9 protein-coding genes are annotated in these 17,895 nt (G+C 40.3%); all 9 read left to right on the forward strand.

Going from position 1 to position 17,895, the window contains the following annotated elements; translation table 11 throughout:
• Positions 1–34 precede the first annotated feature (34 nt).
• The 9 genes from Q4574_RS04450 to Q4574_RS04490 all read left to right on the forward strand — a co-directional run bounded on the left by Q4574_RS04450 (position 35) and on the right by Q4574_RS04490 (position 17,873).
• Positions 35–1,372: a sodium-dependent transporter gene (locus Q4574_RS04450; RefSeq protein WP_303472009.1), complete on the forward strand. Its 1,338-nt coding sequence runs from the start codon at positions 35–37 to the stop codon at positions 1,370–1,372.
• Between the two features lie 13 nt (positions 1,373–1,385).
• Positions 1,386–2,873, forward strand: a complete 1,488-nt coding sequence (gene nhaC / locus Q4574_RS04455; protein ID WP_303472010.1) for a Na+/H+ antiporter NhaC — start codon at positions 1,386–1,388, stop codon at positions 2,871–2,873.
• A 51-nt stretch (positions 2,874–2,924) separates the two neighbouring features.
• A complete protein-coding gene (pepN, locus tag Q4574_RS04460; protein ID WP_303472012.1) occupies positions 2,925–5,513 on the forward strand; it encodes an aminopeptidase N in 2,589 nt (862 codons plus the stop codon).
• Positions 5,514–5,519: 6 nt separating this feature from the next.
• On the forward strand, positions 5,520–5,741 hold the full coding sequence (locus Q4574_RS04465; protein ID WP_303472014.1) for a DUF2835 family protein: 222 nt from the start codon (positions 5,520–5,522) through the stop codon (positions 5,739–5,741).
• A 178-nt stretch (positions 5,742–5,919) separates the two neighbouring features.
• Positions 5,920–7,998 (forward strand): DUF1302 domain-containing protein, encoded by a 2,079-nt coding sequence (locus Q4574_RS04470; RefSeq protein WP_303472016.1) that lies wholly within the window; start codon positions 5,920–5,922, stop codon positions 7,996–7,998.
• A gap of 12 nt (positions 7,999–8,010) precedes the next feature.
• A complete protein-coding gene (locus Q4574_RS04475) occupies positions 8,011–9,378 on the forward strand; it encodes a DUF1329 domain-containing protein (protein WP_303472017.1) in 1,368 nt (455 codons plus the stop codon).
• Between the two features lie 60 nt (positions 9,379–9,438).
• Positions 9,439–10,470, forward strand: a complete 1,032-nt coding sequence (locus Q4574_RS04480) for a YCF48-related protein (RefSeq protein ID WP_303472019.1) — start codon at positions 9,439–9,441, stop codon at positions 10,468–10,470.
• Positions 10,467–12,782 (forward strand): RND family transporter, encoded by a 2,316-nt coding sequence (locus Q4574_RS04485; protein ID WP_303472022.1) that lies wholly within the window; start codon positions 10,467–10,469, stop codon positions 12,780–12,782. Before Q4574_RS04480 ends, Q4574_RS04485 begins: the two co-directional genes overlap by 4 nt.
• 252 nt (positions 12,783–13,034) lie before the next feature.
• On the forward strand, positions 13,035–17,873 hold the full coding sequence (locus tag Q4574_RS04490; protein WP_303472024.1) for an NAD-glutamate dehydrogenase: 4,839 nt from the start codon (positions 13,035–13,037) through the stop codon (positions 17,871–17,873).
• The last annotated feature ends 22 nt before the right edge of the window (positions 17,874–17,895 follow it).

A 17,895-nucleotide genomic window follows, 5' to 3' on the forward strand; every position in this document is an offset into this window, starting at 1 on the left:
TTAGCTAAATACAATAATAATAAAAGGGTAAGGAATGAACGCACGTGGAGAGTTTTCTTCTCGACTTGGATTTATCCTCGCTGCAGCTGGTTCAGCTGTAGGATTAGGTAATATTTGGGGTTTCCCAACTCAAGTCGCTAGTAATGGAGGAGCAGCATTTGTATTAGTTTACGTTGTTTTAGCTTTTCTATTGGCCTATCCAGTTTTAATGGCTGAATTGATAATCGGTCGTGCCACTAGGGCAAATATGGTCGACGCATTGGGGCAAATATCCGGCAGTAAACTAGGCCGTGCAACGGGTGCGTGGGGTTTTGTTACAGTCTCATTAATTCTTGCATTTTATGCCATTGTTGCAGGTTGGATGTTGGCATTTTTTCTTGAAACCATAACCCACTTATTAGGGTTAGATGACTTATCTAGTTGGTTAACTAATCAGTCTATTCTCCGTAACTTATTATTTTCAGGTATATTTTTAATATTAACGGCGGCAATAGTAACCGGAGGCGTTAGTAAGGGAATAGAGCGCTGGTCTGTACGTTTAATGCCGACTTTAATGATTATCATTGTGCTTCTAATCGTTTATGTATCCCTGCAAGAAGGCGCGATTGAGGGCTGGAAAGCATACTTAGTACCCGACTTCAGTCGTATTATGGATCCAGCCTTATTAATTAATGCCATGGGGCAAGCGTTTTTCTCTATGTCCCTTGGCGTGGGCACTATGCTGGTGTATGGATCATATGTCAGTAAAAATGAACGCTTACCGTCCCTCGGGGCGTCGGTGGCACTCGTTGATATTGGTGTTGCTGTGCTTGCTGGCATGCTAATAATCCCTTCAATGTACGTCGCCCTAAATAACGGTGTACAAATTTTTTCCGATAGTGGGGCGCTCATAGAAGGTGACAGCTTAATATTCACTGTGTTGCCTGCGTTGTTCGACACTATGGGCTCTGTTGGCATTTTTGTCGCTTTTGCATTTTTTGCTCTTATGGTAATTGCCGCTCTAACTTCGTCTATTTCAATGCTTGAAGTACCTGTGGCCTATGTAGTTGAAAGTAAGGGAGTCAAGCGTACTAAAGCGGTTTGGTTATTAGCCCTTTGTGTCTTTGTGGCAAGTTCAATAATTGTGTTTAACTTTGCTAGCCTATTTGGCTTAGTGATTAGTTTGACCACGAAATACAGTCAACCCTTATTAGGCTTAGCCTTATGTCTTTTTGCTGGATGGGTCTGGAGACGGGATCAGATTTTAGCTGAACTAAAGCATGGGTATGACAATGCGGAGCATTCTTTATTCTGGAAAATTTGGCCTTGGTACGTGAAATTTGTTTGCCCTGTGGTTATTTTCATCATGTTTTATCGCTCAGTTACCGGATAGGGATATCAATTAAATGGACAAGAACACAAAACCAAAAGTTGTTAAAGAGGCAACTATTCTTGATGCGCTCATTCCAATCGTCATTTTAGTCTGTCTATTATGTTCGTCTGTATATTGGTATGGAAGTGATTCATCCTACGGACCAAACCAAATAGCATTGATATTTGCGATGTTTATCGCCTCTGCCGTTGGTATTAAAAATGGTTACACGTGGAAAGAAATCGAGGAGGGGATTGTTAGCGGGATATCCCTATCCCTTGGTGCCATACTCATTCTCTTAGCCGTGGGGGCATTAATTGGTTCTTGGATGCTATCCGGTACAGTGCCGACTTTAATTTATTATGGCCTAGAATTACTTAACCCCTCATTATTTTATACTGCCACCTGTTTAATTTGTGCTGTTGTGGCGATGAGCATTGGCAGCAGTTGGACCACAGCTGCTACTGTAGGTGTTGCCTTAATGGGGGTAGCCAATGGCATGGGCATGTCTGAGGCCATAGCTGCTGGGGCTGCGGTGTCTGGCGCTTATTTTGGTGATAAAATATCACCTTTATCAGAAACCACAAACCTAGCACCAGCAATTGCTGGTACAAACTTATTCGAACATATTCAGTACATGTTGTGGACAGTGGTACCGAGCATAGTACTAACATTAATACTCTTTACTTTCTTAGGCTTCAATTCTAGTCAAGAATCTTCAGCGCAAAGTATTTTGGATATGCAAAATCTATTGGCTTCGGAGTTTAATTTAGGCATACATTTGCTTATTCCATTGCTCGTTCTGTTGGGGTTGGCGTTGAAAAAGGTTCCCGCTTTCCCAGCCGTGTCTATAGGCGCTATTTTGGGTGGTATATGGGCAGCAGTATTTCAACCTGAAGTAGTACAAGACTTTGCCACAGATGGCCGTGATGGCATCGTTGCTAGTATCACCGTTGTTTGGACGGCTTTGTATGCTGGAGTAAACTTTAGTACACAAAGTGATGTACTAAATGACTTATTAAGTCGTGGTGGCATGTCCAGTATGCTAAATACAATCTGGTTAATCATGTGTGCACTGACTTTTGGTGCTGTTTTAGAGAAAGTAGGACTGTTAAAGCGAATTGTAAGTGCTATTTTAGTCGGCGCTAAATCTGCCGGTGACATGATATCCAGAACAATTTTAACTTGTTTTGCAACCAATGTGATCACCGCAGATCAGTACATGGCAATTGTGATGCCTGGTCGAATGTATAAAAATGAATACGAAAAACGAGGGTTGCACCAATTAAACCTATCTAGAAGTTTAGAAGATGGTGGAACCTTAACCTCACCGCTGATCCCTTGGAATACTTGTGGTGCTTATATGAGCGGCGTTTTAGGGGTAAGTGCGTTAGACTATCTTTTTTATGCTTTTTTCAATCTTATTAATCCAGTTTTAGCTATTGTGTATGCCTATTTAGGCATTAAAATTCTCAGAGTTCCAATGCCTGCATACGCAGAATCGGCTATCAACAAAGGTTAGTATAAGTACCTCAGATAGCTGATATTTTTGTCTTCTTAATTAGGTCTAAGTATGTCCGATAATCGTGTTATTAAAGCTAAGCGCCGTTTAGATTACCAAGCGCCCCATTTTTTCATTTCAACGGTGGATTTGTCCGTTAAACTCGAAGAACCAAAAACGCAAATTAAAAGTCAATTGCGCATTAAACGTAATGGTGAGCATCAGCATCCATTGGTATTAGATGGTGAAGAGTTAACTTTAATTGATGTAAAATTAAATGGTAATAGCCTTACAAAGTATGAGCAAACTGCAACATCCTTAATCATTGAAAACGTACCTGAAGATTTTTATTTAGAAATTTATACAGAACTTAACCCCGCTGAAAATAGTTCTCTGGAAGGCCTGTATAAAACGGCTAATGCTTACTGTACCCAATGTGAAGCTGAAGGTTTCCGAAAAATCACCTATTTTATTGACCGACCAGATGTATTAGCTGAATACACTGTAACTATTTACGCAGATCAAAAAGAGTATCCGTATTTATTATCAAACGGCAACAAAATTGATAGTGGTAAACTAGAAGATGGTCGTCATTGGGTAAAATGGCACGACCCGTTTAAAAAGCCGTGTTATTTGTTTGCGTTAGTTGCTGGTGACTTTGATTTGCTCGAAGATCATTATAAAACCACATCAGGCCGTAAGGTTTTGTTGCAGCTATTTGTAGATAAAGGAAAAGCAAACAGAGGTCATCACGCCTTAGCCTCTCTCAAAAAAGCCATGGAATGGGATGAACAAGTTTTTGACCTGGAATACGATCTGGATATTTACATGATTGTAGCAGTAGACTTTTTCAATATGGGGGCCATGGAAAATAAGGGACTGAATGTATTTAACAGTAAATATGTGTTAGCCGATAGTGCCTCTGCAACCGATGAAGATTTTTTCAATATTGAATCTGTTATCGCTCACGAATATTTTCATAATTGGACAGGCAATCGCGTCACCTGTAGGGATTGGTTTCAACTCAGCTTAAAAGAAGGTTTAACGGTTTTCCGTGATCAGCAATTTAGCGCGGATATGAGCTCTCCAGTGGTTAATCGAATTAAAAATGTCAAAGTGATGCGTGAACATCAATTTGCCGAAGATGCCAGTGCCATGTCTCATCCCATACGTCCCGATGAAGTCATAGAGATGAATAACTTTTATACGGTAACTGTCTACGACAAGGGCGCTGAAGTGATTCGCATGATGCACACGTTACTCGGTCAGCAAGGGTTTAAGAATGGTATAGATTTGTACTTTAAACGCCATGATGGACAAGCAGTGACCTGTGATGACTTTGTCAGTGCAATGCAGGATGCAAACCAGATAGACTTAGCACAATTCAAACGTTGGTATGGGCAATCCGGAACGCCCATAGTTAAAGTTAGAGAAAGTTTTAATGAGCAAGACGGTACCTATAGTCTTGAATTTGAGCAAGTAAACAACGCAACAGCGGATCAGAAACAGAAGCAAGACTTGCATATCCCAGTCCGATTAGAACTGCTTGATAAAAGCGGAGAAAGCGCAGTTGAACTTTTCAATCTCAAACAAAAACAGCAAACAATGGTTAAATCTGGGTTCAAAGAAAAACCTACGGTGGCACTATTGACGGACTTCTCTGCACCGGTGAAACTTGAGTTTGATTATACTGTTGAGGCTTTATTAGAAATTGCCTTGTCTGCCCAAGATGGCTTTTCTAGTTGGGATGCCACACAAACCCTGTTTAGCGAATATCTCCACGGTAAAACCCCAGCCAGCTCAAAGCTCAGTGTTAGTTCGAAATCCATCGACAAGCTAATCGATGGATTACTCAGCCAAATAGAACCTTCTTCTGACTTAGCGTTAATCGCTGAAATGTTAACCTTACCGAGTATCGAAACCCTTGCCCAACAAGTCACTCGTTATTATGTGGTTGAACTCAACCAAGCTAGAAAGGAATTAGAAAGCTATATCGCAGAAACATTTTCTGAGTTATTTTTAAAAGTATATGAGTCTACTCAACACTCTGGTTATGCTTATCAATCTGAGCAAGTGAATAAACGTAAACTAAGAAATTTATGTTTGTATTACTTAGCCAAAACAGAGCAGGGCAATTCCCTTGTTAGTAAACAATTTGATTCATCAGACAACATGACGGACTCCCTCGGGGCCTTAAAAGCGGCGCAAGCTGCTGTGTTACCTTGTTTCGAAATATTAATGGCCAAGTTTGAACAAAAATGGGCCGATGATCCGTTAGTTTTAGACAAATGGTTTGCATTACATGCAAGTTGCGAAATTCCTGATATTTTATCGCGTCTAGATTTACTCATGAGCCATAAACAGTTTAATCATGATAATCCTAACAGGGTACGTTCCGTTATAGGTACTTTTGCGTTTTACAATGCCATGGGTTTTCATGCTATTGATGGTTCAGGTTATAAATACGTGACCGATTATCTGTTAAAATTAGATGCCAGAAACCCGCAAGTTGCTGCGCGAATTGTGACTCCCTTAACACAATGGCAAAAAATGGATGAAATTCGTGCTGATTTAATGAAATACCAACTAACACGTTTGTTAGCTGTTCCCAATTTAAGTAAAGATGTATACGAAAAAGTAAGTAAAAGCCTCAGTTTCTAAAAAGCTATGCGAACCTATTACTTTAATTTAAACGCTTCTTACGAAATGTGTGAGAAGCTTTATTTGTCTACAAATAACTCAGTTATTTTATATTCTGAGAGTGGTGAACGTATCCAACTCCCTACCTTTAATTTACGGCCTTTTGTTACTAGGCTCGGGTTAAATGGCCGTTTTCGTCTTATAATTACCTCTGAAAACAAAGTCTTTTCATTTGAAAAAATAACCTAATAATTCGCAGTTATCAATTGTTTGAATTTTAACCTATTGATAATGGTGAGTTTTTACATTTTTTTAACTGGTACGATTTCTTCTTGCTATCGAGCCTAAATGATGTAATCATTTTGTGAATATTTTGATACTAAATAAAAGTCGCATGCATTTTTCGGCGACTAGGGAGAACTAAAATATGAAGTGTGGACCTTTGAAGTTTAAAAAGTCACCGCTTGCACTTAGCATAGCTGCCGTGTCTGTTATGACTTCCGTAAATCTAAATGCTGCATCCTGGGAGAAAGGAGATTGGTCGATAAACTTTGACTCAAACTTCTCGCTAGGAACAAGCATTCGAGTTGAAGAACGTGATTTTTCATTAATAGGAAACAGTAACCATCCCAATTTTGACTGGAGTGGTTACAATGCAGCGACCAACGTTACTTATGCTTCTGCTGATGTATGGGCAAACGCAGATGGCGCTTATTCAACAAATGGAGACTTAGGAAACTTAAACTTTGATAAAGGCGAAGCTTTTTCAACGGTTTTCAAAGGTACCCATGAATTAGATATCCGTTATGACAACATGGGCTTTTTTGCCCGTGGCTTGTATTTTTATGATTTTGAATTAAAAGATGGCACACGAGACTGGGCGAATCCGATTACAGGACAAACTCAAGATCCTTGTGCAGCATCTCAAGCATCTGATGAGTTATGCTCAGATGTAAGACTGCTAGATGCTTTTTTCTATGCCGATTTTGATATTGGTGATGTACCGGTAACCATACGCATCGGTGATCAGGTTGTTAGTTGGGGCGAAAGTACCTTCATTCAACATGGTATCAACACCACTAACCCTGTGGATGTCACCCGAGCACTAGCGCCTGGTGCAGAGCTAAAAGAAGTATTCATTCCTGTCGGAATGGTGTTTGCGTCTTTGGGGTTAACAGAAAATCTCAGTTTATCCGCATATTATCAATATGAGTGGGAACGCAGCAGATTGCCACAAGCAGGGAGTTACTTCGCCACCAATGATTTTGCAGGCGAGGGCGGTCAGGCACAAAATATCCAGTTGGGATTCACCGGTAACCCAGATATCAATTTAGACTTCTTACTCGATAGTTTAAATGGATTGCGTTCCGCATTGTTAGCCGGAGCGAACCCATCAGATATTGCAGCGGCTTATTTAGCCTATCCTACCAAGGTAGCCGTAAGAGGGTATAGCGATGCCGCCCATACGGATGCGGATGACCAAGGTCAGTACGGAATTAAGATGTCTTATTATGCTGCTGATTTAAATGATACGGAATTCAGTATTTACCATATTAATTACCATAGTCAGCGTCCGCTTATATCAGGAACTACGTCAGATTTTACTGCTGCTGGTATTGCCCAAGATATGGCCTTTTTAGCCGCAAATGAAATTGACCGCGACAATATTACGTCTTTAGAAGCGTTCACGGAAAGTCAGTTTATGTATCCTGAAGACATTAAATTGTACGGTTTTAGCTTTAACACCAATGTAGGTGAAACAGCCCTAGCCGGGGAAATCGCCTATCGTGTTGACGAGCCTTTACAAATTGATGATGTAGAACTGCTCTATACCGCAATGCCTGAGCAACTAGCAAATGCGGGTATACGTCCCGACTTTGCTGGTATTTCGCAAATGGGTAACATAGGTCGTTCAGTAGGCCCCGGGGAAACTGCCGAAGGCTTTGTGGTGTCAGATACCATACAGATGCAATTAACCACCACCCACGTATTTGGTCCTACATGGGGAACGGATAATTTAATCTTACTTGGCGAAGTAGGGTATGTAAGTATCGAAGATATGCCTGATCCTAACGTGATTAGGTTAAATGGCCCTGGTACATCTAGGACTGCTTCTTTAGAGCCTTTACGCGATGAAAGTGGTAATATTATTTCCACACGAGAAGGGTTACACATTGGTTTATCTAATGGACCTGAAACGAACCCATTCCCAACTGATTATGCTTGGGGTTATCGTATTTTAGCAGTAGCCGACTTTAACAATGTGTTTTCTGGTGTAAACCTCAGAACGCGAGCAACCTTCTCTCACGATGTAGAAGGAACAACACCTGATCCATTGTTCTTATTTACAGAAGATGTGAAATCAGCGAATTTAACCTTCGAGTTTGACTATTTAAGCAAATTTTCAGCCGCAGTGGGCTACAGTAGTTACTGGGGTGGTATTGGTAACTCGAATGCACTTTCAGATCGCGACTTTGTATCAGTTAACTTTAAATATTCGATTTAAGAGAAAAACGAAATGATAAAGAATTTAGTAGTAACAACCACTGCTTTAGCATTGGCACTAAGTGTTTCGTTTGCTCATGCGAAAGTATCTCAAGAGCAAGCAGCGAAACTCGGAAATGAACTCACTCCACTTGGTGGAGAAAAAGCCGCTAATGCCGATGGCAGTATTCCGGCTTGGAATGGTGGGATCACCACGCCTCCAGAAGGTTACCAACCGGGTGATTTTCACCCTGATCCGTTTCCTGGCGACAAAGTATTATTTACCATAACCGGTAAAAACTATAAGGAATATGCAGACTCATTAAGTGCAGGACAAGTTAAACTTTTTGAAACCTATCCTGATACTTATGAAATGCCTGTTTATCAGTCACGTAGAACGGCTTCCAATCCACAATATGTATATGACGCAGCAAAGGCGAATGCGACTCGCGCTGAGTTAGTTCAAGGCGGTAACGGCATTAAAAATGCGGCAGTTGGCGTTCCTTTCCCTATACCACAATCAGGTGTAGAGGCAATTTGGAATCATATCTTACGTTACCGAGGTGAAGGAATTAAACGCTTTGGTGGGCAGGCTGCACCCACTGCGTCGGGTGATTATACAGTTATAGGATTTGATGAAATTCTATTAGTTGAATATGCAAAACGCGATGCAACCCCTGAACAATTGCTCGAAAACAATATGCTCATGAAGTTTAAACAAAAGATTACTTCCCCAGCACGTTTAGCGGGTACCGCATTATTAGTGCACGAAACCATGGATCAGGTTCGCGAGCCACGTCAGGCTTGGACGTATAATACGGGGCAACGTCGAGTTAGACGTGCGCCTAACATTGCTTATGATGCACCAGGAACAGCATCTGATGGATTGCGTACTACCGATGATTTCGATATGTTTAATGGTGCTCCTGATCGTTACAATTGGGAATTGAAGGGTAAAAAAGAAATGTATGTTGCCTACAATAGCTATGCTTTGCACAGTGATAAGGTAAAATACGAAGACATACTTACCCTAGGGCACATAAATCCAGATTTGACGCGATATGAAAAGCATCGTGTTTGGGTAGTTGAAGCGACATTAAAAGAGGGCTTCCGCCACGTTTACTCCAAACGAGTATTCTTCATTGATGAAGATAGCTGGCAAGTACAAGTTGCTGATATGTATGATAATCGTGGAGAACTGTACAAAGTTGCCGTTGCTCATGGATTAAATTTCTACGATGTTCCTGCACATTGGTCTACTCTAGATGTATATCATGATTTAAATTCAAGACGTTATTTAGCCCTTGGTTTAGATAACGAAGATAAAGTCTATGATTTCTCAGTTAGACCAAAAGAAAAAGAATTTACAGCCCAAGCCTTAAGGCGAGAAGGGATACGCTAACTAGCAAAAAAACGGTTGGCTATGCCAACCGTTTTTGTAATTGAAGATGAAAAGAAGAAAATGAATCGAAGTAAAATTTTGACAATTTTGTTTATCAGTTCTTTCAGTGCATTCTCAGCGTCTTCTGAAGAGTCTTATATGGCTCCTTTAGCGAAAGAATCACTGTTACTGGATGTGGTAAAAAGTAATCAACACATAATCACCGTGGGCGAGCGGGGTCATGTGCTAGTGTCTAAAGATGGTGAAAATTGGCAACAACAAGAGGTTCCCACTTTATCAACACTCACGGCAGTCACTGCGCTCGAGAACCAGTTATGGGCCGTGGGACATGATGCGGTAATTTTACACCAGCAGGCTCAAGGCAAACCTTGGGAAGTGCAAATGTTCGCCCCTGAACTTGAAAAACCCCTTTTAGATGTGGCGTTTTTAGATATCAATGAAGGCATAGCTGTTGGGGCATACGGTACCTTTGTGCGCACGGTAAACGGCGGCGAGAGTTGGGACACTGAAGTTCATCAAGGTTTTCTTCACCCAGATGATATTGAGTATCTGGAAGAACTTCGTTTAGAAGATGAAGAATTTTATCAATCCGAACTAGTATCGATTTTACCTCACCTGAACAAAATTCTACTGGTTGACGATATTTTATACATAGCCGGTGAGGCTGGTTTACTGGCGATGAGTCAAGACAAAGGCATAACATGGCAACGCATGGATGTTGACTACTATGGTTCCTTCTTTGATATTCAAAAATTAAGTAATGGTGACATCATTGCTGTTGGTTTACGTGGAAATATTTTCAAATTATCCGCAAACGAAAACGAGTGGATGGCCATACAATCAGGCATAACGTCGTCGTTAAATATGGTTATCCCCCTGACTAATTCAAAATTTATAGCAATGGGAAATAGTGGCAATGTGGTTTGTGTCAACGACGAGCAAGTGGTAAATGCCCATTTCGACGACGGTAAAGCTATCAATGCGGGTGTTCTACATAAAGATAAAATTCTGTTAGCTACGGCCAAAGGAATAAAAAGCGTTTCGTATAGTGATGATCTATCCGTTTGTGAAGGAATGAATAAAGAGTTATGAATAAATTGATTGATTTTTGTGTCAGTATAATTTTTCGAAATCGAATTATTGTTGTTTTATTGTTTGTCTTAACGACAGCATTCTTGGGCTATCAATCCTCACAACTTAAATTAGACGCTGGCTTCACTAAAAATATCCCCTTGAACCATGAATACATGGTCAATTATATGAAGCACGCCAAAGACTTTGGTGGTGCCAATAGTATTTTGGTATCTGTTTGTGACAAAGACAGTAATATTTACAATACTGAATTTTTCGATACATTGAAAAATGTTCACGACCAATTATTTTTTATTAATGGCGTTGAACGTTCCCTTGTTAAATCACTATTTTCTTCTTCTACTCGTTTCACAGAGATTGTAGAAGGGGGATTTTCAGGTGGTCCCGTCATTCCTGCAGACTTTGATTCAAGCAACCCAGATGCGCTAGCTTTAGTGGCTCAAAATGTAGACAAGGCTGGCATCGTTGGGCAATTAGTGTCAGACGACTTTGAATGCGCAATGGTATCTGCCCAGCTGTTAAATATTGATCCAACCACTGGCGAAAAGCTTGATACCTTAGTACTAGCGGCTGAGTTGGAAGAGCAGTTACGTGGTCAATTTGAAAACGAAAATACCAGTATTCACATAATTGGTTTTGCTAAAATGATCGGTGATGTGGCGAATGGTGCGAAAGACGTTGTAATGTTTTTTGCCATCGCATTGGCCATTACCGCTGTGATGGTTTATTTCTTTTCCAAATCTATCATGCTAACGATATTGCCACTGTTATGTTCCGTAATAGCGGTTGTTTGGCAACTCGGTTTATTGACCATTTTAGGCTTTGGCCTTGACCCTATGTCTATATTAGTGCCGTTTTTAGTCTTTGCCATCGGAGTTAGTCATGGTGTACAGATGATCAATGCGGTTGGTAAGCGAGTGGTTGAAGGCGGAACTGCCTTGTTTGCGGCCCAGAGTGCGTTCAGAAGTTTGCTCATTCCTGGTGGTATTGCATTGTTGTCTGATACCGTGGGTTTTATGACCCTCCTGGTGATCGATATCGGTATTATTAGAGAGTTAGCGATAACCGCAAGTTTAGGTGTCGCGGTTATTATTTTAACTAACTTAGTTCTGTTACCCGTACTGATGTCTTATGTGAAATTTAGTGAGTCATATAAGAACAAATTTAAAAACAAGGAAAACCGGTCAGATAACTTTTGGAATACCATAGCTCACTGTTCAACACCTAAAGTTGCTTATGTCATCCTGTTGGTTACTGCAATACTATTCGTGTTAGGTTGGATACAATCTTCAAAAATGAAAATTGGCGATCTTCAGGCTGGAACACCGTCACTGCATGAAAGTAGTCGCTACAATCAAGATACCTTTTTAATTACTGACAAGTATGCGATCAGTGTGGATTACCTTTCTATTCTAGTGGAAGCAACACCTGAAGCATGTACCTCTTATGAAGTGATGAATGCCATTGATGAATTGCAATGGAAAATGGGCAATGTAGAGGGCGTTCAATCGACGGTGAGTCTTCCTTCAGTCGCGAAACTAGTGAACGCTGGTTATAACGAAGGAAACCCTAAGTGGCGAGTAATACCGCGTAACCAACAAACCTTAGTTCAAGCTATTGCGCAAGTCCCAACGTCTTCAGGCTTGCTCAATACCAATTGTTCTGTGATGCCAATCATTTTGTTTATGGAAGATCACAAAGCAGAAACCATTCAGCGAGTGGTAGAAGCGGTAAAAGTTTTCAGACAAGATTACGAAACAGATGAACTTAAATTTAATCTGGCGTCGGGTCCAGTTGGCGTTATGGCGGCGAAAAATGAAGCGGTAGATGATGCACAAAACCCGATGATGATGTACGTGTTTGGTGCTGTGATTATTTTATGCCTGCTTAGTTTCCGTTCATTGCGCGCGACCATGTCAGTGGTTATTCCATTGTACGTGGTTTCAGTTCTAGCACAGGCCTTAATGACTTATTTAGAAATAGGCCTAACCGTTTCTACGTTACCGGTAATTGCGCTAGGCGTGGGTATTGGCGTGGATTACGGTATTTATATTCTATCGACGATGAATATTAAACTAAAATCAGGCATGCCTGTCCGGCAAGCTTATTTTGAGGCTTTGAAAGAAAGAGGCAGTGCAGTGCTGTTCACGGGAATTACCCTCGCAGTTGGTGTGAGTACGTGGGTGTTTTCTTCTCTCAAGTTTCAAATGGATATGGGTATACTCTTAACCTTCATGTTTGTGGTAAACATGTTAGGCGCTATAGTTGTATTACCTGCGTTAGCAGCAGTATTCTGGCGCAAACAAAAATAATTTTTGCATAATTATTTGCTTAAACTTCAATGAAAGGGCCGTTCGGCCCTTTTTTAATTAGATTCCCTGCATATTTATATTTTTTGTAAATTTATAGTTAATTTAGTCCTTTAAAAGGCGCCAATTTTTAGCGAAAATAGCCCAACTAAATTATCAAAAACTGTATATATCTCAGCATTTTGACTAATCTAAAAAGAACTTACTTATGGTGTTGAGTAAAAATCAGCACATTTATTAAAACAAGGTAATAAAATGACGGTTGCTAATAGCCAACATTCAGTACTGCTAGAAAATGTATTTAAACTCATTAATAAAAAGCTCGATGAAACCAATGCAGAATTGGTAGAACAGTTTTCTCGTCTATTATTTAAGAATATTTCTGGCGATGACTTGGAAAATCGAAATGACAGTGATTTATATGGCGCGACGTTAAGTCTCTGGAATGAATTCGTTAAGTATAATGGTCAACAACCAAAGATCCGCGTGTTTAACCCTGAAATATCAAAACACGGCTGGCAATCTTCCCATACTATCGTAGAAATCATTGTCCGAGATATGCCATTTTTGGTTGACTCAGTCAGAATGACATTGAACCGGCTTAATATCACTGCTCATTTATTATTGCATAGCCCTATAACTCTGAAACGCAATGATAAAGGTGAAGTACACTCTTTTTTAACTAGTAAAAGCCGAGTGAAACAAAAACTTCGCGAAACTGTTTTCTTAATTGAAGTGGATAGGCAGGTAACTAAAGAAGCACTAAATAATTTAACCAGTGAACTCTTGTCAGTGGTTGATGAAGTATCTCTGGCGGTATCTGATTGGCAATCTATGAGTGATAAGTTAACCAGTATTATTGATAGTTTCCCGTCTACCAATTGTCCCGTTAGCAAAGAACTACAATCGCAAGCTATCGCGTTTTTAACCTGGTTAAATGATCATAATTTTACCCTAATGGGTTATCGTTACTACGATGTAAACGCAATTGAAGGAGATCACCGCTGGACGCCCAAAAACGAAACCAGTTTAGGGTTGATGAAAAATTCCATCAGTGACCGCGATAGAATATTATCCAATATGCCGCAATCGGCACAAAAAGAAGCGTTAAGTAAAAACCCACTTATTTTAACCAAAACAAATAGTCGTTCCAGGGTGAGTCGTCCGGCTTACATGGATTATGTCGGCATCAAGTGCTTTGACAAGGAAGGTAATGTCACTGGGGAACATCGATTTTTAGGGTTGTATGCGGCTTCATTTTACAATAGCAGTGCCACCCAACTGCCTGTCTTACAGAAAAAGATTGAACGAATTTGTGAATATTCTGGTTTTGATAAAAACTCCCATGCATACAAAGCGTTCGTCAATATTATCGAAACTTACCCTCGAGATGAATTGCTTCAGGGCGATGATGAAGAGTTAGGAAATATCATTTTAGGTATTTTCCAGATGCAAGAGCGTGGTATATCTAAGTTATTTGTTCGTAAAGACGCATTTGGGCGATTTATTAGTTGCATGGTTTATGTGCCACGGGAACGCTACAACACTCAGTTACGTAAAGAAACACAGGAATTATTGCAAAAGTCTTTTAACAGTACAGAACAGGTAGAGTTTACGACTTATTTTTCTGAGTCAGTTTATGCGCGAACTCACTATATTGCTCGGGTGCAAGATAATAATGCGGAATTTAATGTGAAGGAAATTGAAAAGAATATTGTAGAGTTAACCAAAAACTGGAGTGACAGGTTAGCCGCTTCCATTAGCGCGACTTATGGTGAAGCAGCCGGAAAAGAAATTGAACAGAAGTATGGCAATGCTTTTTCCCGTAGTTATACGGAGCAAAATTTACCCAGCGTCGCGTTAGTTGATATCAGCAAGCTTGAACAATTAACAGAATCTCATACTTTGGATATGTTGTTTTATCGTCCCCAAGAAGAAGCTCATGACTCCAAAGCAGTAAAACTCAAACTATTTCATCGCAAAGAGCCAATTCACTTATCTGCCGTATTGCCAATGTTGGAACATTTTGGTCTGCGTGTAATTGATGAGAGCCCTTATAAAATCAATTGTCAGAATGGTGATGTACATTGGATTATGGATTTTTCCATGCTGCATAGCAACAGCCAAAATTTGGACATGGAAGCCGCTCAAGCTCTATTTCAAGATGCATTCGCTAGGGTCTGGCATAACACCCTTGAAGATGACCCTTTCAACCGATTAGTCTTAGGGGCAGGGTTAACCGGTAGAAATGTCACCATTTTACGTGCTTATGCTAAATACATGCGTCAAACCGGTAGTTCATTTAGTTTGACCTATATGGCAAATACGCTAGCTAATTATCCTAATATTGCGAAAAAATTAATTGAATTATTTACCAATCGCTTCGATCCCAAGAAAAGACGAAGTGAGAAGAAAAACGAAAGTATTTTAAGTGATATTAAAGAGCGTCTCGATCAGGTCTCCAATCTAGACGACGATAGAATTATTCGTCGTTATTTAGATATGATTTTGGCTACCTTGCGCACTAACTTCTATCAACCAGATGAAGAGGGCAATGAAAAGCCCTATATGTCTTTCAAATTATTGCCGGAATTAATTCCGGATATGCCGCTTCCCTTACCTAAATATGAAATTTTTGTGTATTCACCGCGAATCGAAGGGGTACATTTACGCGGCGGTAAAGTCGCTCGGGGCGGCTTGCGTTGGTCAGATAGGCGAGAAGATTTTAGAACAGAAGTATTAGGATTGGTAAAAGCCCAACAAGTTAAAAACACCGTAATAGTGCCTGTTGGTGCAAAAGGCGGTTTCGTTTGTAAAAATTTACCTATTGATCAAGGCCGGGAGGCAATTCAAAAAGAAGGCCAAGCCTGTTACCGGATTTTTATCCGCAGTCTATTGGATATTACCGATAATATTATTGACGGCGAGGTAGTACCTCCGAAAAATGTGGTGAGAATTGACGAAGATGACCCCTATTTAGTCGTAGCAGCTGATAAAGGAACGGCAACCTTCTCTGACATTGCAAATAGCATCTCCGATGACTTTAACTTTTGGTTAGGAGATGCCTTTGCATCAGGCGGAAGTATTGGTTATGACCATAAGAAAATGGGCATAACAGCACGGGGAGCTTGGGAGTCGGTCAAACGCCACTTCCGCGAGATAGGGGTTGATTGCCAAACCACTGATTTCACCTGTGTTGCCGTAGGTGATATGGCCGGTGATGTGTTTGGAAATGGCATGTTGCTATCAAAACATACTCGACTCATCTGTGCTTTTAACCATTTGCATATCTTTTTCGACCCTAACCCCAACACTGAAAAAAGTTATAGTGAAAGACAACGTTTATTCGAAAACCCGTCGCTAACCTGGGATGACTACGACAAATCATTGATCTCCAAGGGAGGTGGTATTTTTAGCCGTGCTGCTAAGTCGATTAAACTCACCAATGAAATGAAAAAGTGGTTAGGCACAACCCAAGCTGCGATGACGCCTAATGAACTCATTCATAATGCATTAAAAATGCAAGTTGATCTGATTTGGAACGGTGGTATTGGCACCTATGTGAAAGGTAGCAAAGAAACCCACAGTGAAGTTGGCGATCGCGCCAATGATGATACTCGCGTAAACGGCAAAGAGGTCCGCGCTAAAATAATTGGTGAAGGAGGCAACTTAGGCTTAACACAATTAGGCCGTATTGAATATGCTGCACAAGGTGGTCGGGTTAATACCGATTTTATTGACAATGTTGGTGGCGTTGATTGCTCAGATAACGAAGTGAATATAAAAATCTTACTCAATGCATTGGTGAGAGCAGGGGATCTCACCAACAAGCAACGTAACGAACTATTGTATTCAATGACCGATGATGTTGCCGATTTAGTTATTCAAGATTGTTATCGTCAAACTCAATCTATATCTATCACTGAGTTTGGTGGTCCTACCTTGCTCAAAGAGCAGCTGCGATTTATACACGGCCTAGAAAGAGAAGGAGCGTTAAATCGCGAGCTTGAGTTTATTCCATCAGACGATGAATTGTCTGACCGACAAGCATTAGGTAAAGGTCTAACACGACCAGAACTTTCGGTAATGATTGCTTACGGTAAAATGGTATTGAAAGAGAAGCTGAATATCGAGCAGATCACCAACAATCCATATTATGCACAATTATTGGTCAGTGCATTTCCTAAGCAACTACAGGAAAAATTTGTTCCGCAAATGGAATTCCATCCATTACGTGCAGAGATTATCGCAACTAAATTAACCAATAACATGGTTAATGATATGGGGCTCAACTTTGTCTTTAGGATGCAAGAGGAAACAGGCGCTGCAGTTGAAGAAGTGGCTAACGCCTATTCTGTGGTTAAAGCGGTATTTGGTATCGATTCTTTGTGGCAAGAAATTGAAAGTTTAGATAACAAAGTATCTGCAAAAACCCAATTAGGCATGCTAGATTTAATGCGCAGAACCATGCGAAGGGCCTCTCGTTGGTTCCTCCGTCATGGTGAAAAGAACCTATCTATCGCCGATTCCGTTGACTTGTACGTTTCAACCTTTGAAACCTTAAGTGAGAATTTAGAAAATTACTTAGTTGACACAGAATATAGTCAATTAGAAAAATCCACTACAGACTATGTATCTGAAGGTGTGCCAAAATCAATTGCGTATAAAGTGGCGAGTTTGAGCAATATGTTCTGCGCCTTAGATTTAGCACAAATGATCAAGTCAGAAAATAGAAAGCTAGATGTTGCAGCGAGTTTATACTTCAATTTAGGTTCGAAGTTGCAGTTACATTGGTTCCTTGATCAAATTAACAATCAAACAGTGAGTAATCATTGGCAGGCATTGGCTAGAGCTTCTTATCGAGAAGAGTTAGACTGGCAACAACGTTCTTTGACGACCGTTTTGTTATCTGGCGCGCCAGATAACAATGATCCTGAAGATATTTTGAATAAATGGATGGACAACAATACCATATTGTTGGAACGCTGGTATCATATGATGTCAGAATTCAAAACCAGTAACTCACATGAATTTGCTAAATTCTCTGTGGCGTTGCGAGAATTAATGTTGCTTAGTATAAATGCGAGCAGTTAGTGGAATATTAGCAAGCTAATAT

Source organism: Aliiglaciecola sp. 3_MG-2023 (assembly GCF_030548205.1).
GTDB lineage: Bacteria > Pseudomonadota > Gammaproteobacteria > Enterobacterales > Alteromonadaceae > Aliiglaciecola.

Coding starts and splice junctions, on each gene's coding strand:
- pepN (WP_303472012.1), top strand. CDS start 2,925: ATGTCCGATAATCGTGTTATTAAAGCTAAGCGCCGTTTAGATTACCAA.
- Q4574_RS04465 (WP_303472014.1), top strand. CDS start 5,520: ATGCGAACCTATTACTTTAATTTAAACGCTTCTTACGAAATGTGTGAG.
- nhaC (WP_303472010.1), top strand. CDS start 1,386: ATGGACAAGAACACAAAACCAAAAGTTGTTAAAGAGGCAACTATTCTT.
- Q4574_RS04475 (WP_303472017.1), top strand. CDS start 8,011: ATGATAAAGAATTTAGTAGTAACAACCACTGCTTTAGCATTGGCACTA.
- Q4574_RS04450 (WP_303472009.1), top strand. CDS start 35: ATGAACGCACGTGGAGAGTTTTCTTCTCGACTTGGATTTATCCTCGCT.
- Q4574_RS04480 (WP_303472019.1), top strand. CDS start 9,439: ATGAATCGAAGTAAAATTTTGACAATTTTGTTTATCAGTTCTTTCAGT.
- Q4574_RS04470 (WP_303472016.1), top strand. CDS start 5,920: ATGAAGTGTGGACCTTTGAAGTTTAAAAAGTCACCGCTTGCACTTAGC.
- Q4574_RS04490 (WP_303472024.1), top strand. CDS start 13,035: ATGACGGTTGCTAATAGCCAACATTCAGTACTGCTAGAAAATGTATTT.
- Q4574_RS04485 (WP_303472022.1), top strand. CDS start 10,467: ATGAATAAATTGATTGATTTTTGTGTCAGTATAATTTTTCGAAATCGA.